The organism is Pseudomonas sp. URMO17WK12:I7, assembly GCF_003269045.1.
Classification (GTDB): domain Bacteria; phylum Pseudomonadota; class Gammaproteobacteria; order Pseudomonadales; family Pseudomonadaceae; genus Aquipseudomonas; species Aquipseudomonas putida_J.
Genome location: NZ_QLTL01000013.1, coordinates 121,309 through 141,103, shown reverse-complemented (window position 1 = coordinate 141,103; position 19,795 = coordinate 121,309). Strand labels below are relative to the sequence as shown.

The following is a 19,795-nucleotide window of genomic DNA, read 5'->3' as shown; positions in this document are numbered from 1 at the left end:
GGTCACCTCTGCAGGGTGCCTCCCGGATGGGCTAATCAAGGGCTGTGGTAGTAGCCAAGTACTACCCAGCGGTATTTACAAACAACCGTGAATGTAAGTATATTCGTTAGTAAGCTATTTATCCACCGGATAGTTTTTTTCTGACAAGACTCTTCCATTACTCTTGAGCGTCTCCCTGCTCTTGCGACCCGAGGATCCTCATGCAATTCAAGCCAGCCGTTACCGCTCTGGTTTCCGCCGTCGCCCTGGCAACCCTGCTAAGTGGCTGTAAGAAAGAAGAAGCCGCGCCCGCAGCGCAGGCTCCTCAGGTCGGCGTCGTGACCATTCAGCCGCAATCCTTCACCCTGACCTCGGAACTGCCAGGGCGCACCAGCGCCTTCCGCGTCGCCGAAGTGCGCCCGCAGGTCAATGGCATCATCCTCAAGCGCCTGTTCAAGGAAGGCAGCGAGGTCAAGGAAGGCCAGCAGCTGTACCAGATCGACCCAGCCGTGTACGAAGCCACCCTGGCCAACGCCCAGGCCAACCTGCAGGCGACCAAGTCGCTGGCCGAGCGCTACAAGCAGCTGGTCAACGAACAGGCGGTCTCGAAACAGGAATACGACGACGCCAGTGCCAAACGATTGCAGGCCGAAGCTTCGCTGAAAAGCGCGCAAATCGATTTGCGTTACACCAAGGTCCTCGCCCCGATCAGCGGCCGTATTGGCCGCTCCTCGTTTACCGAAGGCGCCCTGGTGAGCAATGGCCAGACCAACGCCATGGCCACCATCCAGCAGCTCGACCCGATCTACGTCGACGTCACCCAGTCCACTGCCGAGCTGCTCAAGCTGCGCCGTGACCTGGAAAGCGGCCAGTTGCAGAAGGCCGGCGACAACGCCGCTTCGGTGCAGCTGGTGCTGGAAGACGGCAGCCTGTTCAAGCAGGACGGGCGCCTGGAGTTCTCCGAAGTGTCGGTCGACGAGACCACCGGCTCCGTGACCCTGCGCGCGCTCTTCCCCAACCCCGATCACACCCTGCTGCCTGGCATGTTCGTGCATGCGCGGCTCAAGGCCGGGGTCAACGCCAATGCCATCCTGGCGCCGCAACAAGGCGTGACCCGCGACCTCAAGGGCGCGCCCACCGCGCTGGTGGTCAACCAGGAGAACAAGGTCGAACTGCGCCAGCTCAAGGCCAGCCGTACCCTGGGCAGCGACTGGCTGATCGAGGAAGGCTTGAACCCGGGCGACCGCCTGATCACCGAAGGCCTGCAGTACGTACGCCCTGGGGTCGAGGTCAAGGTCAGCGACGCCACCAACGTCAAGAAGCCAGGCAGCCCTGATCAGGCCAACGCGGCCAAAGCAGACGCCAAAGCGGAGTAAACCATGTCGAAGTTCTTTATCGATCGCCCGATCTTCGCCTGGGTGATTGCCTTGGTGATCATGCTGGTCGGCGCCTTGTCGATCCTGAAGCTGCCGATCAACCAGTACCCGAGCATCGCGCCGCCGGCCATCGCCATCGCCGTGACCTACCCGGGCGCCTCGGCGCAGACCGTGCAGGACACCGTGGTGCAGGTCATCGAGCAGCAGCTCAACGGTATCGACAACCTGCGTTATGTGTCGTCGGAAAGTAACTCCGACGGCAGCATGACCATTACCGCTACCTTCGAGCAGGGCACCAACCCTGACACCGCCCAGGTCCAGGTGCAGAACAAGCTGAACCTGGCCACCCCGCTGCTGCCGCAGGAAGTGCAGCAGCAAGGTATCCGCGTCACCAAGGCCGTGAAGAACTTCCTGCTGGTGATCGGCCTGGTGTCCGAAGACGGCAGCATGACCAAGGACGACCTGGCCAACTACATCGTCTCGAACATGCAGGACCCGATTTCGCGGACTGCCGGTGTGGGTGACTTCCAGGTGTTCGGTGCGCAGTACGCCATGCGTATCTGGCTCGATCCGGCCAAGCTGAACAAATTCCAGCTGACCCCGGTCGACGTCAAGACCGCCGTTGCCGCGCAGAACGTGCAGGTGTCCTCCGGCCAGCTCGGCGGCTTGCCCGCCATGCCTGGCACCCAGCTGAACGCCACCATCATCGGCAAGACCCGTCTGCAGACCGCCGAGCAGTTCGAGAAGATCCTGCTCAAGGTCAACACCGACGGTTCGCAGGTGCGTCTGGGTGATGTTGCCCAGGTCGGCCTGGGCGGCGAAAACTACGCGGTGAGCGCCCAGTTCAACGGCAAGCCGGCTTCCGGCCTTGCGGTAAAACTGGCCACTGGTGCCAACGCCCTGGACACTGCCAAGGCCCTGCGCAAGACCATTTCCGACCTGGAACCGTTCTTCCCGCCCGGGGTGAAAGCGGTATTCCCGTATGACACCACCCCGGTGGTCACCGAATCGATCAGCGGTGTGATCCACACCTTGATCGAAGCCGTGGTCCTGGTGTTCCTGGTGATGTACCTGTTCCTGCAGAACTTCCGCGCCACCATCATCACCACCATGACCGTCCCGGTGGTGTTGCTGGGTACCTTCGGTATCCTTGCCGCTGCGGGCTTCAGCATCAACACCCTGACCATGTTCGCCATGGTCCTGGCCATCGGCTTGCTGGTGGACGACGCCATCGTCGTGGTGGAGAACGTCGAGCGGGTGATGTCCGAAGAGGGCCTGCCGCCCAAAGAGGCGACCAAGCGCTCGATGGAACAGATCCAGGGTGCCCTGGTGGGTATCGCCCTGGTGCTGTCGGCGGTACTGCTGCCCATGGCGTTCTTTGGTGGTTCCACCGGCGTGATCTACCGGCAGTTCTCCATCACCATCGTTTCGGCCATGGGCCTTTCGGTACTGGTGGCGCTGATCTTCACCCCGGCCCTGTGTGCAACCATGCTCAAGCCGCTGAAGAAAGGCGAGCACCACACCGCCAAAGGTGGCTTCTTCGGCTGGTTCAACCGCAACTTCGACCGCAGCGTCAATGGTTACGAGCGTAGCGTTGGCGCAATCCTGCGCAACAAGGTTCCATTCCTGTTGGCCTATGCGCTGATCGTGGTCGGCATGATCTGGCTGTTCGCCCGCATCCCTACTGCGTTCCTGCCTGAAGAAGACCAGGGTGTACTGTTCGCCCAGGTACAAACGCCGGCCGGTTCCAGTGCCGAGCGCACCCAGGTGGTGGTTGACCAGATGCGTGAGTACCTGCTCAAGGAAGAATCCGACACCGTAGCGTCGGTGTTCACCGTCAACGGTTTCAACTTCGCCGGTCGCGGGCAGAGTTCGGGCATGGCGTTCATCATGCTCAAGCCCTGGGATGAACGCGCCAAGGAAAACAGCGTGTTCGCCCTGGCCCAGCGTGCCCAGCAGCACTTCTTCACGTTCCGTGACGCGATGGTGTTCGCCTTTGCCCCGCCTGCGGTACTCGAACTGGGTAACGCCACCGGCTTCGACGTGTTCCTGCAGGACCGCGGCGGTGTCGGCCACGCCAAGCTGATGGAAGCACGCAACCAGTTCCTGGCCAAGGCCGCGCAGAGCAAGATCCTCAGCGCCGTGCGCCCGAACGGCCTGAACGATGAACCGCAATACCAGCTGACCATTGATGACGAACGTGCCAGCGCCCTGGGCGTGACCATCGCCGACATCAACAACACCCTGTCGATTGCCTTGGGTGCCAGCTACGTCAACGACTTCATCGACCGTGGCCGGGTCAAGAAGGTGTACATCCAGGGTGAACCCAACTCGCGGATGAGCCCGGAAGACCTGCAGAAGTGGTACGTGCGCAACGGCGCGGGCGAGATGGTGCCGTTCTCCTCCTTCGCCAAGGGCGAATGGACCTACGGCTCGCCGAAACTGTCGCGCTACAACGGCGTCGAGGCGATGGAAATCCTGGGTGCGCCAGCGCCGGGCTACAGTACCGGTGAGGCCATGGCCGAAGTCGAGCGTATCGCCGGCGAACTGCCAAGCGGTGTCGGCTTCTCCTGGACCGGCATGTCCTACGAGGAAAAACTCTCCGGCTCGCAAATGCCGGCGCTGTTCGCCCTCTCGGTACTGTTCGTGTTCCTCTGCCTGGCAGCCTTGTACGAGAGCTGGTCGATCCCGATCGCCGTCGTACTGGTAGTCCCACTGGGTATCATCGGTGCGCTGATCGCCACCAGCCTGCGCGGGTTGTCCAACGACGTGTACTTCCTGGTCGGCCTGTTGACCACCATCGGCCTGGCGGCGAAGAACGCGATCCTGATCGTCGAATTCGCCAAGGAACTGCACGAGCAGGGCCGCAGCCTTTATGACTCGGCCATCGAAGCGTGCCGCATGCGTCTGCGCCCGATCATCATGACCTCGCTGGCGTTCATCCTCGGCGTGGTACCGTTGACCATCGCCAGCGGCGCCGGCGCGGGCAGCCAGCACGCCATCGGCACCGGCGTGATCGGCGGCATGATCAGTGCAACCATCCTGGCAATCTTCTGGGTACCGCTATTCTTCGTCGCAGTGTCGTCGCTGTTCGGCAGCAAAGAGCCGGAAAAACACGACTCCCCTGAAACTCCACGTTATGAGGCTGGGCAATGACCAAGTCTTTGTTGTCCCTGGCGGTAACCGCTTTCATTCTCGGCGGCTGCTCGCTGATCCCTGACTACCAGACCCCGGAATCGCCGGTGGCTGCGCAGTGGCCGCAAGGCCCTGCGTACTCGCCCACCCAGTCGGCCGACGTCGCCGCTGCCGAACAGGGCTGGCGCCAGTTCTTCCACGACCCGGCACTGCAGCAGCTGATCCAGACCTCGCTGGTCAACAACCGCGACCTGCGTGTGGCAGCGTTGAACATCGACGCCTACCGTGCCCAGTACCGCATCCAGCGTGCCGACCTGTTCCCGGCAGTTTCGGCCACCGGCAGCGGCAGCCGCCAGCGCGTGCCAGCGAACATGTCGCAAACCGGCGAGTCAGGCATCACCAGCCAGTATTCGGCCACCCTGGGCGTCAGTGCCTATGAACTGGACCTGTTCGGCCGCGTACGCAGCCTGACCGAGCAGGCCCTGGAAACCTACCTGTCCAGCGAGCAGGCGCGCCGCTCCACGCAGATCGCCCTGGTGGCCAGCGTGGCGAACGCCTACTACACCTGGCAGGCCGACCAAGCCCTGTTCAAGCTGACTGAAGAGACGCTCAAGACCTACGAGGAAAGCTACAACCTGACCCGCCGCAGCAATGAAGTCGGTGTGGCTTCAGCGCTCGACGTCAGCCAGTCGCGTACCGCCGTGGAAGGTGCACGGGTCAAGTACTCGCAGTACCAGCGCCTGCTCGCCCAGGACGTCAACAGCCTGACCGTGCTGCTGGGCACCGGCATTCCGGCCGACCTGGCCAAGCCGCTGGAGCTCAATGCCGACCAGCTGGCCGAAGTGCCAGCCGGCCTGCCGTCCGATATCCTTCAGCGGCGCCCGGACATCCAGGAAGCCGAGCACCTGCTCAAGGCCGCCAACGCCAACATCGGCGCGGCCCGTGCAGCGTTCTTCCCGAGCATCAGCCTGACCGCCAATGCCGGCAGCCTGAGCCCCGACATGGGTCACCTGTTCGCGGGCGGCCAGGGCACCTGGCTGTTCCAGCCGCAGATCAACCTGCCGATCTTCAACGCCGGCAGCCTGAAGGCCAGCCTGGACTACTCGAAGATCCAGAAGGACATCAACGTCGCCAAGTACGAAAAGACCATCCAGACCGCATTCCAGGAAGTCTCCGATGGCCTCGCGGCGCGCAAGACCTTCGAAGAGCAGCTGCAAGCGCAACGCGACCTTGTGCAGGCGAACAAGGACTACTACCGCCTGGCCGAGCGCCGCTACCGCATCGGTATCGACAGCAACCTGACCTTCCTCGATGCCCAGCGCAACCTGTACTCGTCGCAGCAGTCGCTGATCACCGACCGCCTCTCGCAGCTGACCAGCGAGGTCAACCTGTACAAGGCGCTCGGCGGTGGCTGGTACGAGCAGACTGGCCAAGCCAATCAGCAAGCCTCGGTAGACACACCGAAAAGCTGATTAATCGGCAACAACATCAAGCCCAGCCTCGCGCTGGGCTTTTTGTTAGGCAAAATTAACCAACCGGAACATAGCGTTCGATTATCGCCCAATTCCGTTTGCGGCGAATTGCCTCACCCTCGCCCGGCCCCGCACCATCTCCCACGCAACGCTGCACAAGTTGATCAAAAGACCCGCGCCAGCAGGCCGCATCCTGCCGAGCAGCGGCTCGCCCATAAAAACAAGAGATCCACGACAGATGAGCACTTCGCAACCCGCACGCCAGCTGCTGCCCGGCCTGTTGGCCATTTCCTGCGCCCTGCCTGTATGCGCCGCCGACAATGGCGGGTTCATAGAGGACGCCAAGGCCAGCCTCAACCTGCGCAACTTCTATATCAACCGCAACTTTGTCGACCCGGCCTACCCGCAGGGCAAGGGCGAAGAATGGACCCAGAGCTTCATCCTCGATGCCCGCTCCGGTTTCACCCAAGGGACCGTCGGCTTCGGCGTGGACGTGCTGGGCCTGTATTCGGTCAAGCTCGATGGCGGTAAAGGCACCACCAACACCCAGTTACTACCGGTGCATGACGACGGCCGCCCGGCTGACGACTTTGGCCGCCTGGGTGTGGCATTGAAAGCCAAGCTGTCCGAGACCGAACTGAAAGTCGGCGAATGGATGCCGGTACTGCCGATTTTGCGCTCGGACGACGGCCGCTCGCTGCCGCAGACCTTCCGTGGTGGCCAGGTCACTTCGAAGGAAATCGAAGGGCTGACCCTGTACGCCGGCCAGTTCCGCGGCAACAGCCCGCGCAACGATGCCAGCATGGAAGACATGTCGCTAAACGGCCGCGCGGCCTTCACTTCGGACCGCTTCAATTTCGGCGGCGGTGAATACACCTTCAACGACAAGCGCACCATGATCGGCCTGTGGGACGCCCAGCTCAAGGACATCTACCGCCAGCAATACCTGAACCTGATGCACAGCCAGCCGCTGGGCGAATGGACCCTGGGCGCCAACCTGGGCTACTTCTGGGGCAAGGAAGATGGCGCGGAACGCGCAGGCCAGCTGGACAACCGCACGGCTTCGGCAATGCTGTCGGCGCGCTACAAGGGCAACACCTTCTACGTCGGCCTGCAGAAGGTCAGCGGTGACAACGCGTGGCTGCGGGTCAACGGCACCAGCGGCGGCACCCTGGCCAACGACAGCTACAACTCAAGCTTCGACAATGCCAAGGAGCGCTCCTGGCAGGTACGCCACGACTTCAACTTCGTCACCGTCGGCATCCCCGGTCTGACCCTGATGAACCGCTACATCAAGGGCGACAATGTCACCGCCGGCGGCGTGACCGACGGCAAGGAATGGGCGCGGGAGAGCGAGCTGGCCTATGTGATCCAGTCGGGCACCTTCAAGGACCTGTCGGTGAAGTGGCGCAATTCCACGATGCGCCGGGATTTCAGCACCAACGCTTTTGATGAAAACCGGTTGATCGTGAGCTACCCACTGAATCTCCTCTAAATCGACTGGCCTCTTCGCGGCTAAAGCCGCTCCTACAGGCTCTCCGGCACACCTGTAGGAGCGGCTTTAGCCGCGAAGAGGCCAGATGCCTTGTTAAATAACCAAAAGAAATAAACACATCCACAAACCTTCTTTGACGACATATGAAGTAACAGCTTAAATCGAGCCCTGTTTCCGCCGCAGAGCCTCGACATGGACCTTCGCCAACTGCGCTACTTCATCGCCCTTACCGAATACCGCAGTTTCGTCCGCGCCGCCGAAGCCATGGGCATCACTCAACCTGCCTTCAGCCGGGCCATCCAGAGCCTTGAGCAAACCTTCGGCTGCCCCTTGGTCGACCGCGCCAGCAAAGCCCTGCCCCCCACCCCCGAGGGCCAGGTGGTACTGCAACATGCCCGACGCCTGGTACAGGGTGCCAACCAACTGAGCAACGAAGTGCTGCAGATGACCAAGCTCGACGCTGGCGAACTGCATTTCGGCAGCGGACCAGCCCTGGCCGTGCGCCTGGTGCCACAAGCACTGCAGCATTTCATCGCCAGCCACCCAGGCATCCGCACGGCGCTCTTGGTGGACAACGCCGAACGACTGGGCCAGGCCTTGCGTCGGGAGCAGATCGAGTTCTTCGTCGACGACATCCGCCCGTTCGAAGCGGACCCCAACTTCCATACCGAACCGCTCACCCCGCGCCCCGGGCTGTTCTTCTGTCGCCCCGGCCACCCGCTGCTGGCCAAGGACAGCCTGTCGACCAACGACCTGTTCACCTATCCCCTGGCCAGTGCCCTGCTCGCCCCCGGTGTGCGCAAGCGGCTGGCCAACCTCAGCGGGCGCAGCGATTTCATCCCGCACCTGCAGACCGAGCACCTGGCGGTGTTGCGCAGTGTGGTGCTGGCCAGCGATGCCGTGGGCACTGCCAGCGAAGAAGCCGTGGCTGACGATCTCGCCGCCGGGCGCCTGGTGCGCCTGCACTGGCGCAACCTGCCGCCGGCGCTGGAAGTCCTGAGCGTGAGGTGTGGCGTGGTCAGCCGCAGCGGTTACCGGCTGTCCCCGGCGGCACGGGCGATGATCGAGACCTTGGTGGGGCTGGATGCGCCAATGCGCGCTGCTGCCATTCGCTGAACTGATGATGGTGGTCGCTGCGGGCTATCCTCAGCTATATCGGTAGCCTGTCCCGGCCCTTTCGCGGGTAAACCCGCTCCCACAGGATCACCGCTGCTCTTGAGACAGGCGCTGTACCTGTGGGAGCGGGTTTACCCGCGAAAGGGCCGGCGCAGGCGACACAAAGCTGAACAGGCCACCCAGGGAGGAACAACAATGAAAAACCTCGTCGAACACCTGAGCCAATACGCCAACTACCACCGCGACCCACGCAACATCGCCACCCACTTTGTCGGTATTCCGCTGATCGTGGTGGCCGTCACTGTGCTGCTGTCGCGCCCCGGCTGGGACGTGGCCGGCATCTGGCTATCCCCCGCCCTGCTCGCCGCAGCCGCTGCAGTGCGGTTCTACCTGCGCCTGGACCTGCGCTTCGGCCTGGTCATGGGCCTGCTGCTGGGGTTGTGCCTGTGGATTGGCCAGGCACTGGCCACGCAGTCGACCAGCCTGTGGCTCAGCGCCGGGCTGGGTGCGTTCGTGGTGGGCTGGATCATCCAGTTCGTCGGGCATCATTACGAGGGCCGCAAGCCGGCGTTCGTCGACGACATCAGCGGGCTGATCATCGGCCCGCTGTTCGTGGTCGCTGAAGCGGCGTTCATGCTGGGCCTGTGCCCTGAGTTGAAGCGGGCTGTGGAAGCCAATGCCGGCCCTGTGGCCGTTCGCGCATTGTAGGAGCGGCCTTGCCGGGGCGCTCCTACAGGGCATGAGCAGGCTCAGGACCTCGATTCAACCCCGAGCTCATCCCACACGGACTCGGCCATGTGGAAAGTGGCATTGGCCGCCGGAATGCCGCAGTAGATCGCGCTCTGCATCAGCACTTCCTTGATCTCGTCGCGGGTCACGCCGTTGTTAGCCGCCGCGCGCAGGTGCAGCTTCAGTTCATCGTTGCGGTTCATGCCGATCAGCATGGCAATGGTGATCAGGCTGCGGGTGTGCCGTGGCAGGCCGGGGCGGGTCCAGATGTCGCCCCAGGCGTGCCGGGTGATCATTTCCTGGAACTCGCCGTTGAAGTCGTTGAGCTTCTCCAGGCTGCGGTCCACATGGGCATCGCCCAGCACAGCGCGGCGAACCTGCATGCCGGCGTCGTAACGTTGTTTCTCATCCATGGCCAAGTCCTCAGCGAGCCAGCAGGAAGTCGAGCACGCGGCGGCTGAACGGCTCGCCAATCTCGACGTTGGACAGGTGCGCCGCCGGGAACTCGGCGTAAGTGGCACCGATGATACCGGCCTGCATGAAACGGCCATGCTCCGGTGTGGTGACCACATCTTCGCTACCGGCGACGATCAGCGTCGCTACCTGGATGCGGCCCAGTTGCTCGCGGAAGTCGGCGTCACGCACGGCCGCGCAGTTGGCGGCATAGCCCTCGGGACGGGTCTGCGCCAACATCTGGCAGATGCGCTGGGCCTCTTGCGGCTGTTGCTCGGCAAATGCTGGGGTGAACCAGCGGGCGATGGAGGCATCGCGCAGGTTGACCATGGCTTGCTGGCCGCCTTTGAGCACGGTGTCGATACGGGTGTTCCACACCTCGTCGTTGGCGATCTTGGCGGCGGTGTTGCACAGGGTCAGGCTGTGCAGGCGCGCGCCGGCATTGATGCCCAGCCACTGGCCGATCAGGCCGCCCATGGACAGGCCGACGAAGTGCGCGTGCTGGATGTCCAGGGCGTCAAGCAGCGCCAGTACATCCTGGCCCAGTTGTTCGATGCTGTACGGGCCTTCACTGACCAGCGAAGCACCGTGGCCACGAGTGTCGTAGCGCAGCACGCGGAAATGTTCGCTCCACAGCGGAATCTGGCTGTCCCACATGCCTAGGTCGGTACCCAGCGAGTTGGACAGAACCAGCACCGGAGCATCGGCCGGGCCATCGAGTTGGTAGTTCAGTACGCCATCGGCCAGTTGCAAGTGCGCCACAGCGATCTCCTTCAGGCAGTCAAACGTTGATGTTCAGCCACGGCGCGCGCCACCCAGACGCGGGCCTGGCCAAGATAATGGGCAGGGTCGAGCAGGCGGTCGAGTTCTTCGGCGCTCAGTTCGTCACTGACCTGCGGCTCGTCACCCAGTACGGCGCGCAGGTGGCGCTGTTCGGCCACGGCACGCTGGCAGCACTGCTCCAGCAAGTGGTGGGCACGGTCTCGGCCCAGGCGCTGGGCGAGCACGATACTCACCGCTTCGGCCAGCACCAGGCCCTGGGTCAGGTCTAGGTTGCGGCGCATGCGCTCGGCATCCACCTCCATGCCTTCGGCGATCACCTGGGCCTGGCGCAGGGCGCCAGAGACAAGGCAGCAGATGTCTGGCAAGGTTTCCCATTCGGCATGCCACAGGCCGAGGCTGCGCTCGTGCTCCTGGGGCATGGCCGCAAACAGTGTCGACAGCAGCCCCGGCACGCGGGTGGCGGCGCCGATCAGCACCGCAGCACCGACCGGGTTGCGCTTGTGCGGCATGGTCGATGAACCACCCTTGCCTGGCGCGGAAGGCTCGAACACCTCACCGGCTTCTGTCTGCATCAGCAGGCTGACATCGCGGCCGAACTTGCCCAGGCTGCCGGCTATCAGGCCCAGCACCGAAGCGAACTCCACCAGGCGGTCACGCTGGGTATGCCACGGCTGCTCAGGCAAGGTCAGCTTGAGTTGTTCGGCCAGGCCCTCAGCAACCGGTATGGCTTTGCTTCCCAGCGCCGCCAGGCTGCCGGAGGCTCCGCCGAACTGCAGCACCAACAGGCGCGGGCGCAGTTCCTGCAGGCGCTGGCGGTGGCGCGTCAAGGCACCGAGCACACCTGCCAGCTTCATGCCCAGGGTTACTGGGGTGGCATGCTGCAGCCAGGTACGCCCAACCAGGGGCGTATCGGCATGCTGCAGGGCCTGGCGGGCCAGGGTGTCGGCCAGCTTGCCGAGGTCGGTTTCGATCAGCGCCAATGCATCACGCAACTGCAGCACCAGCCCGGTATCCATCGCATCCTGGCTGGTGGCGCCCAAGTGCACGTAGCGCTCGGCTTCGGGCACACCACTGGCGATCACCTTGCCCAGCGCCTTGACCAGCGGGATCGCCGAGTTGCCAGCGGTGGCAATGGCATCGGCCAGGGCGCGCACGTCGTAGCGTTCAGCCTGGCAGGCTGCCTCGATAGCCGCCACGGCAGTGTGTGGCACCAGGCCGGCCGCGGCCTCAGCACGGGCCAGCGCGGCTTCGAAGTCGAGCATGCCCTGCAGGCGGCCACGGTCGGAGAACACTTCGCGCATGGCCGGGGCAGTGAAGTAGGCGTCGAACAGTTGGTTGCTCATGCAACGTCCTTAATCATCATGGTGCAGGTATTCCGCCTGCTTCGGCAGGCGCAGGCTGAACAGGAAGGCGATTGCCATCATGGCCGTCACGTACCAGTAGAAGGTGTTTTCCATGCCCATGCTCTTCAGGCCCAGGGCCACGTACTCGGCCGACCCACCAAACGCCGCGTTAGCCACCGCGTAAGCCAGGCCCACGCCCAGCGCACGGACCTGCGGCGGGAACATCTCGGCTTTCACCAGGCCACTGATCGAGGTGTAGAAACTGACGATGCACAGGGCCAGGGTAATCAGCACGAAGGCCATGAATGGGTTGCTCACGGTCTTAAGCGCCATCAGCAGCGGTACCGTGCAGAGGGTGCCCAGCGCACCGAACAGCAGCATCGAGTTGCGACGGCCGATGCGGTCGGAAAGCATGCCGAAGAACGGCTGCATCACCATGTACAGGAACAGCGCCCCGGTCATCACGTAACTGGCGGTCTTCGCATGCATGCCGGCCGTGTTGACCAGGTACTTCTGCATGTAGGTGGTGAAGGTGTAGAAGATCAGCGAGCCACCGGCCGTGTAGCCAAGCACGGTGATGAATGCTGCGGTGTGGTTGCGGAACAGCCCCTTGATGGTGCCGGCGTCCTTGTCCTTGCGGGTTTCGGCGCTGCTGGTCTCGTGCAGCGAGCGGCGCAGCATCAGCGAGATCAGCGCCGCGATGGCACCGACCACAAACGGAATGCGCCAGCCCCAGGCGCGCAGCTCTTCCTCGCTCAGCAGTTGCTGCATGATCACCACCACCAGCACTGCCAGCAACTGGCCGCCGATCAGGGTCACATACTGGAACGACGCGTAGAAGCCGCGCTGGCCGCGCAGGGCCACTTCACTCATGTAGGTCGCGGTGGTGCCATATTCACCCCCCACCGACAGGCCCTGGATCAGCCGCGCGAGCAACAGCAGCGCCGGAGCCCAGGCACCAATGCTCGAATAGGTCGGCAGGCAGGCGATCATCAAGGAGCCGAAGCACATCATCAGCACCGAGATCATCAGGGAATTCTTGCGGCCGTGGCGGTCGGCCAGGCGGCCGAAGATCCAGCCACCGATCGGGCGCATCAGGAAGCCTGCAGCAAATACACCGGCCGTGTTGAGCAACTGCACGGTGGGGTCGTCGGAGGGGAAGAAAGAGGCCGCGAAGTAGATCGCGCTGAAGGCATAGACGTAGAAGTCGAACCATTCCACCAAGTTGCCCGAAGAGGCACCGACGATAGCGAAGATGCGCTTGCTGCGCTCCTCACCGGTGTAATAGCTTGAGGTCATGACGGTTTACTCCTGGAGGGTCCTAGGTAAGTCTAGACATACCTAGTAACACACTCGTTCCGCTTGCGGGCTGGCAATTGGCCTTGTGTCGTAAGTGCCGACCTCTTCGCGGGTGAGCCCGCTCCCACAAAGGGAGGCGTGGTTCCCCCTGTGGGAGCGGGTTCACCCGCGAAGAGGCCGAAACCGATCAAACCCGCTCGATCGCCAACGCCAGACCTTGGCCAACACCCACACACATGGTTGCCAGGCCCTTGCGGCCACCGCTCTTCTCCAGCTGGTGAAGCGCCGTCAGCACCAGGCGCGCACCGCTCATGCCCAGCGGGTGGCCCAGGGCGATTGCGCCACCGTTAGGGTTCACCTGCGGCGCATCGTCGGCCACACCCAGCTCACGCAGCACCGCCAAGCCTTGGCTGGCGAAGGCTTCGTTAAGCTCGATGACGTCGAAATCGTTCACTGCCACACCCAGGCGCTCGGTGAGCTTGCGCACCGCTGGCACCGGGCCGATGCCCATGACACGCGGGGCAACACCGGCGCTGGCCATGCCCAGTACGCGAGCACGTGGAGTCAGGCCATGCTTCTTCACCGCTTCGGCCGAAGCCAGGATCAATGCCGCAGCGCCGTCGTTGACACCCGAGGCGTTGCCAGCGGTAACCGTCTTGTCCGGGCCGTTGACTGGCTTGAGCTTGGTCAGCGCTTCCAGCGTGGTCTCTGGGCGCAGGTGCTCGTCACGCTCGACGACGGTTTCGCCCTTCTTGTGCGCGATGCGCACCGGCACGATCTCTTCGGCGAAGAAACCGGCAGCCTGGGCGGCAGCGGCCTTCTGCTGGCTGCGCAGGGCGAAAGCGTCCTGGTCAGCGCGGGAAACCTTGTAGTCGTCAGCCACGTTGTCGGCAGTTTCCGGCATGGCGTCGACGCCGTACTGGCTCTTCATCAACGGGTTGATGAAACGCCAGCCGATGGTGGTGTCTTCGAGCTTCATGTTGCGCGAGTAACCGCTTTCGGCCTTGCCCATGACGAACGGTGCACGGGACATCGACTCGACGCCGCCGGCAATCACAAACTCCATCTCGCCACTGGCAATCGCGCGGAAGGCAGTGCCGATAGCGTCCATGCCCGAAGCGCACAGGCGGTTCAGGGTCACGCCCGGGATGCTCTCCGGCAGCCCGGCCAGCAGCAGGGCCATGCGTGCGACGTTGCGGTTGTCTTCACCGGCCTGGTTGGCGCAGCCGAAAAACACTTCGTCCAGCTGGTCCCACTGAACCGACGGATTACGTTCGATCAGCGCCTTCAGCGGCACGGCCGCCAGGTCGTCGGCCCGCACGCCTGCCAGGGAGCCGCCGAAGCGGCCGATCGGGGTGCGGATGGCGTCACAGATAAATACTTCACGCATCAGGCTTCTCCTGCCAGGGGTGCTACGTTGAGCCCAGATTAAGGAGACAGAGGGGTGGCTTACAATTCGATAATCGACTATTCGTGCGATTATCGAACAAAATGTTACACCCGCCTTCGGCTCTGGGGCTGCTGCGCAGCCCCACGCTTGTCAGGTCGCGTCGGCGTGGCTCACCAGCCCTTTGACGATCACGCCCACCGTCGCCAACGCCGCCGGCACCAAGAGTGCGGTCAATACCTGCTCGAAATTCCAGCCCAAGCCCAGCAGCGTCGCGCCGCTCCAGGCCCCGAGGATGGCGCCGAAGCGGCCGATACCCAGCATCCACGATACGCCTGTGGCGCGCGCTTGGGTCGGGTAGAAACGCGCGGCCAGCGACGGCATGGCCGACTGTGCGCCGTTCACGCACATGCCGGCGACCAGCACCAAAGTGGCAAGTACGGTGATGTTGCCCAGGCTCTGGCCCACGGCGTAGGCAAACACCCCGGCCAGCAAGTAGAAGATGCCGATGACCTTGTGCGGATTGAAGCGGTCCATGGCCCAACCTACCGCCACCGCGCTGAGTACACCGCCAAACTGGAACAGCGCACCAATGAAGGCTGCCTGCTCCATGCTTGCGCCACTGTCGCGCATCAGCGTTGGCAACCAGCTGGTCAGCAGATAGACGATAACCAGGCCCATGAAGTAGGTCAGCCACAGCAATACCGTGCCCAGGCCGTAAGTCCCGGAGAAGATCACCGCAAACACGTTGCGTGCAGCCACGGCCTTCTGCTCTGGCACGCTGAAGCTTGCCGCCTGCGCCACCACTGCCGGCGCGATCGGCGCCAGGGTCTTGCGCACCTTGTCGTTACCCCGGTTGCGCACCACCAGGAAGCGCGCCGACTCTGGCAGCCAGACCATCAGCACCACGGCCAGCAGCAGCGGCAACACGCCACCGATCACCAGCAGGCTGTGCCAGCCGTAAGCCGGGATCATCTTCGCAGAGATGAAACCGCCACCGGCCATGCCGAGGTTGAAGCCGCAGAACATGCTGGTCACCAGCAGCGACTTGAGGCGCTCAGGGGTGTATTCGGACAGCAGCGTGGTGGCATTGGGCATACCGGCCCCTAAACCCAGGCCAGTCAGAAAGCGCAGCACCAGCAACTGATCGACGTTGCCGGCATAGGCCGAAGCCAGGCTGAAACCACCGAACACAAGCACCGCACCGACCAGCACGCCCTTGCGCCCGAAACGGTCGGCCAGCGGCCCGGAGCCCAAGGCCCCGAATACCATGCCGATCAACGCGGCACTCATCACCGGGCCGAGGCTGGCGCGGTCGATGCCCCACTCCTGCGACAAGGCAGGCGCGATGAAGCCCATGGCCGCGGTATCGAGGCCATCGAGGAAGACGATCAGAAAACAGAGGATCACCACGCGCCACTGATAGCGCGACAGCGGTTGTTCATTGATGAACGACTGGACGTCGAGATTGTTCCCGACAGAATGTGGTTGGTTCATTGTTGTTATCCAGAAAGGGAGCACGGTCGCGCCACTGCACTTGAGTCAACAGTACAGGGCTTGAATATCGATGAAGTGCGGCCTGAATCAGCCTGGATACAACGGCACTGCAAACGGGTGCGGCCGTAGCAGTCGAGTGACAGTGGTCATGGGATGCGCCTCTTATGTTTTTCTTGTATCGGTCGGCAGTGCCGACCGTTGCGAGAGACATTAATCAGCGATTGAGGGTGGCGCAATTCACCCGGAGCGACACTGTGCGTTTATCGAACAGGAAACAGTGTCGTTCACACCGTCAACCGAACAATTGATGGCAAAGGTCGCGGCTGGCCGCCAGCAGGATCGGCAGGAAGCGCTGCTCCAGTTCGCTACGCGTCACCCGCCCGACATGGGTGCTCACGTTCAGCGCCGCCAACACCTGCCCGGACGCATCATAGATAGGCACCGCGATCGACCGCAGCCCCTGCTCCAGCTCCTGGTCAACCACACACCAGCCCTGCTCCCGCACTTGCTGGATGCAGGCGAACAACGACTCGGGGTCATTCAGGGTACGGCTGGTCCGAGCCTTGAGGTCGGCACGGTCGAGGTATTCGCGCAAGCTGGTGTCGTCCATCGCCGCCAGCAGGATGCGCCCCATGGATGTGCAATAGGCCGGCAACCGCCCACCGACCGACAGGTCGACCGATATCAGCCGCTCCACCGTGGCCGAACGGGCTATATAAAGGATGTCATCGCCCTCGAGAGTGGCCATGTTGGCAGCTTCGTGCAACTGGTCGCTGATGCGGTCCAGATAGGGCTGGGCCGACACCGCTAGAGGCGTTGACGACAGATAGGCATGGCCCAGGGTCAGCACTTTCGGCAACAGCGAATAGGTACGCCCATCGGTGGTGGCGTAACCAAGCTTGATCAGTGTATGCAGGCAGCGGCGCACGGCGGCCCGGGGAATCTCGGTGCGGTGGCTGATCTGCGCGATGGTCAGGTGGCGCTTGCGCTCCTGGAAGGCCTGGATCACTGCCAGGCCACGCGCCAGGGAGGTCATGAAGTCCGGGTCACCGGTAAATGCCTGGATGCGCTTGGCCGGTGAAGCCACGATCGGAGGCGCCAGCGCAGGTGCGCTCGGGCGGGACGCCTCTGGATTGGCAGATTCGTTGGCCGTGGTTTCGTCACTCATCGCTCACCTCAAAAAAATCGCTGGCTCGTGCGATTATCGAACGAACGGCCGATAATCGCAATTGACCGCCGACAAATTTACTTATACCTTTCTCCTGCCACATGTGGCTTCTTTGGAGAGACTGGTCAGGTACCCACCGTAGAAGTCCCCAGGCAACGGCCTCGCCTCGTGCGGGGCCGTTTTATTTCTAATTTGCGGCGTAACCCCAGCGAACTATTGCAGGCACTGCGTGCTCAAAGTGTGTACAGGCCGCCGCTGGCCTGGAAACTTTGTACGCCGTTGCATAAATAACCCGCTTTGGCGATTTACCGATTGCTATAATCGATTCCGCTGGCCCGGATCGACACTCCGGCAATGGAACACTGGCCCGGCTTTCATCCGCCAACCAGCACGTCATGTGCATGGGCAACTTGCACCTGCGCACAACACCAGCCATTACTACTTATTCAGGTATTACTGTGACGAAAGATGAACTGCGCGCGGAACTCGAGCGCCAGGCAGAACGTTACAAGGAAGTTTACGGTGGTGAAGTCACCACCTATGCCGCACAACCAGAGCCAGAACGCAAACCCTGGCGCAAACGTGCAACCGTTCAGGACCAGGCATTCAGCCAGGAACTGGAAAAGATGGAAAAGGAACTGCGCAGCGAGCAGCCCTGAGTTGCCTTCTGTACCGCCATCACGTCGCGGGCCTGGCGCCCACGACGCGGAGGATCTTTACCGAAAGGCCGAGGATGAAATGGAATTACACAAATTTCATACACTCGTTTGAAGCGATATGACGCCGAGATTTTTTCAGAGATTTGACGATTTTTCGTAAATTTCAGGCTTTTTTACGGAACTTTTTCTGCCAGATCACTTCATCTTCCTGGCTGAGAGGACGCTCACAATGCTGCCATCGGTCAGCTGTGGGTGCATCGATTGCCAAGGTTTTCTGGCATAATCCCGCCCCCCTATGACCGCCAGACAACCTTCATGATCGATTTATTCAGCGGACTGGATGCCTGGGTATTGGTGAGCCTGCTGCTCGCCCTGACCTTCGTGCTCGCATTCGAGTTCATCAATGGCTTTCATGACACCGCGAACGCGGTAGCCACCGTCATCTATACCAAAGCCATGCCACCACACCTGGCCGTGTTCTTCTCCGGGGTGTTCAACTTCCTCGGCGTTCTGCTCGGCGGTGTCGGGGTGGCCTACGCCATCGTGCACCTGCTGCCGGTCGAACTGCTGATCAATGTGAATACCGGGCATGGCCTGGCCATGGTCTTCTCGTTGCTGGCCGCCGCCATCACCTGGAACCTCGGAACCTGGTACTTCGGCATCCCCGCTTCCAGCTCGCACACCCTGATCGGCTCGATCCTCGGCGTGGGCCTGGCCAACGCCCTGATCAACGACATCCCGCTGGGCGATGGCGTCAACTGGCAGAAGGCGATCGACATCGCCATGTCGCTTGTGGTCTCGCCGATCGCCGGCTTCGCTGTCGCCGCGCTGGTGCTGATCGGCCTGAAGTGGTGGCGCCCGCTGTCGAAGATGCACAAGACGCCGGAACAACGCCGCAAACTCGACGACAAGAAACACCCGCCGTTCTGGAACCGCCTGGTACTGGTGATTTCGGCCATGGGCGTGAGCTTCGTGCACGGTTCCAACGATGGCCAGAAAGGCATCGGCCTGATCATGCTGGTGCTGATCGGTATCGTCCCGGCCAAGTTCGTTCTCGACCTGAACAGCACCACCTACCAGATCGAGCGCACCCGCGACGCCACCTTGCACATGAGCCAGTTCTACCAGCGCAACGCCGCCACCCTCGGCGAGTTCCTGGCACTGGGCAAGGCCAAGTCGACCGACCTGCCTGAGCAGTTCAGCTGCAACCCGCAGCAAACCGAACCGACCATCGCCGCCCTGCAGTCCTCGCTGCAAGGGGTGACTGACTACCACGCGCTGGATGCCGAAAAGCGTGTTGAAGTGCGCCGCTACCTGCTGTGCCTGGATGACACCGCGAAGAAGGTAGGCAAGCTGCCTGGCCTGGAAGCCCGTGAAAAGGCCGACCTCGAGAAACTGCGCAAGGACCTGACCGCCACCACCGAATACGCCCCGTTCTGGGTGATCGTGGCCGTTGCCCTGGCCTTGGGCCTGGGCACCATGGTGGGCTGGAAGCGTGTGGTACTGACCGTCGGCGAGAAGATCGGCAAGCAGGGCATGACCTATGCCCAGGGCATGTCGGCACAAATCACCGCGGCCTGTGCCATCGGCATGGCCAACGTGTTCGCCCTGCCGGTGTCGACCACCCATGTGCTGTCGTCCGGCGTTGCCGGCACCATGGTCGCCAACAAGAGCGGCCTGCAAGGCGGCACCGTGAAAACCATCCTGCTGGCTTGGGTTCTGACCCTGCCGGCCTCGATGGGCCTGGCGGCCGGCCTGTTCTGGCTCGCATCCAAGGCACTGGCCTGAGCGATTGCGCTGCACTGAAAAAGGCGCCCCAGGGCGCCTTTTTCGTGGCCATCATTCCTGCCGTGACGCGTGCGCTGCAGGAGCGGCCTTGCCGGGGCGCCGGACCGGTCGGAAAG

General features: G+C 62.7%; 15 protein-coding genes. 8 read left to right on the top strand and 7 right to left on the bottom strand.

Annotated features, from left to right (window positions below):
• The first annotated feature begins 200 nt into the window (after positions 1–200).
• From ttgA to H040_RS19130, 6 genes are all read left to right on the top strand, one after another.
• Positions 201–1,355, top strand: coding sequence for a toluene efflux RND transporter periplasmic adaptor subunit TtgA (ttgA, locus tag H040_RS19155; protein ID WP_027917918.1), 1,155 nt, complete (start codon positions 201–203; stop codon positions 1,353–1,355).
• Positions 1,356–1,358: 3 nt separating this feature from the next.
• Positions 1,359–4,511: a multidrug efflux RND transporter permease subunit TtgB gene (gene ttgB, locus H040_RS19150; RefSeq protein WP_027917919.1), complete on the top strand. Its 3,153-nt coding sequence runs from the start codon at positions 1,359–1,361 to the stop codon at positions 4,509–4,511.
• The gene (locus tag H040_RS19145) at positions 4,508–5,962 is read left to right on the top strand and encodes an AdeC/AdeK/OprM family multidrug efflux complex outer membrane factor (RefSeq protein ID WP_027917920.1); all 1,455 of its coding nucleotides are present in this window, start codon (positions 4,508–4,510) and stop codon (positions 5,960–5,962) included. Before ttgB ends, H040_RS19145 begins: the two co-directional genes overlap by 4 nt.
• 238 nt (positions 5,963–6,200) lie before the next feature.
• A complete protein-coding gene (locus H040_RS19140; RefSeq protein ID WP_027917921.1) occupies positions 6,201–7,457 on the top strand; it encodes an OprD family porin in 1,257 nt (418 codons plus the stop codon).
• A 192-nt stretch (positions 7,458–7,649) separates the two neighbouring features.
• Positions 7,650–8,573 carry a LysR family transcriptional regulator gene (locus H040_RS19135; protein ID WP_027917922.1) on the top strand — a complete coding sequence of 308 codons (924 nt, stop codon included), beginning with the start codon at positions 7,650–7,652 and terminating at the stop codon, positions 8,571–8,573.
• Between the two features lie 195 nt (positions 8,574–8,768).
• Positions 8,769–9,281, top strand: coding sequence for an Mpo1 family 2-hydroxy fatty acid dioxygenase (locus H040_RS19130; RefSeq protein ID WP_027917923.1), 513 nt, complete (start codon positions 8,769–8,771; stop codon positions 9,279–9,281).
• A gap of 41 nt (positions 9,282–9,322) precedes the next feature.
• Here the strand turns inward: H040_RS19130 and pcaC are convergent, their stop codons facing one another.
• The 7 genes from pcaC to pcaR form a co-directional block, all read right to left on the bottom strand.
• Positions 9,323–9,715 carry a 4-carboxymuconolactone decarboxylase gene (gene pcaC, locus H040_RS19125; protein WP_012273983.1) on the bottom strand — a complete coding sequence of 131 codons (393 nt, stop codon included), beginning with the start codon at positions 9,713–9,715 and terminating at the stop codon, positions 9,323–9,325.
• A 10-nt stretch (positions 9,716–9,725) separates the two neighbouring features.
• Entirely contained in the window at positions 9,726–10,517 is a 792-nt protein-coding gene (pcaD, locus tag H040_RS19120; RefSeq protein WP_027917924.1) for a 3-oxoadipate enol-lactonase, read from the bottom strand.
• Between the two features lie 11 nt (positions 10,518–10,528).
• A complete protein-coding gene (locus H040_RS19115) occupies positions 10,529–11,881 on the bottom strand; it encodes a 3-carboxy-cis,cis-muconate cycloisomerase (RefSeq protein ID WP_027917925.1) in 1,353 nt (450 codons plus the stop codon).
• A 9-nt stretch (positions 11,882–11,890) separates the two neighbouring features.
• A complete protein-coding gene (locus H040_RS19110) occupies positions 11,891–13,180 on the bottom strand; it encodes an MFS family transporter (RefSeq protein ID WP_027917926.1) in 1,290 nt (429 codons plus the stop codon).
• A gap of 187 nt (positions 13,181–13,367) precedes the next feature.
• On the bottom strand, positions 13,368–14,573 hold the full coding sequence (gene pcaF / locus H040_RS19105; RefSeq protein ID WP_177326684.1) for a 3-oxoadipyl-CoA thiolase: 1,206 nt from the start codon (positions 14,571–14,573) through the stop codon (positions 13,368–13,370).
• 147 nt (positions 14,574–14,720) lie between these two features.
• Positions 14,721–16,064 (bottom strand): MFS transporter, encoded by a 1,344-nt coding sequence (locus tag H040_RS19100; protein ID WP_027917928.1) that lies wholly within the window; start codon positions 16,062–16,064, stop codon positions 14,721–14,723.
• Between the two features lie 292 nt (positions 16,065–16,356).
• Positions 16,357–17,232 carry a pca regulon transcriptional regulator PcaR gene (pcaR, locus tag H040_RS19095; protein WP_027917929.1) on the bottom strand — a complete coding sequence of 292 codons (876 nt, stop codon included), beginning with the start codon at positions 17,230–17,232 and terminating at the stop codon, positions 16,357–16,359.
• A gap of 458 nt (positions 17,233–17,690) precedes the next feature.
• Here pcaR and H040_RS19085 point away from each other — a divergent pair, with 458 nt between their 5' ends.
• Positions 17,691–17,891 carry a hypothetical protein gene (locus tag H040_RS19085; protein WP_027917930.1) on the top strand — a complete coding sequence of 67 codons (201 nt, stop codon included), beginning with the start codon at positions 17,691–17,693 and terminating at the stop codon, positions 17,889–17,891.
• 315 nt (positions 17,892–18,206) lie between these two features.
• Positions 18,207–19,679, top strand: coding sequence for an inorganic phosphate transporter (locus H040_RS19080; RefSeq protein ID WP_027917931.1), 1,473 nt, complete (start codon positions 18,207–18,209; stop codon positions 19,677–19,679).
• Positions 19,680–19,795 lie beyond the last annotated feature (116 nt).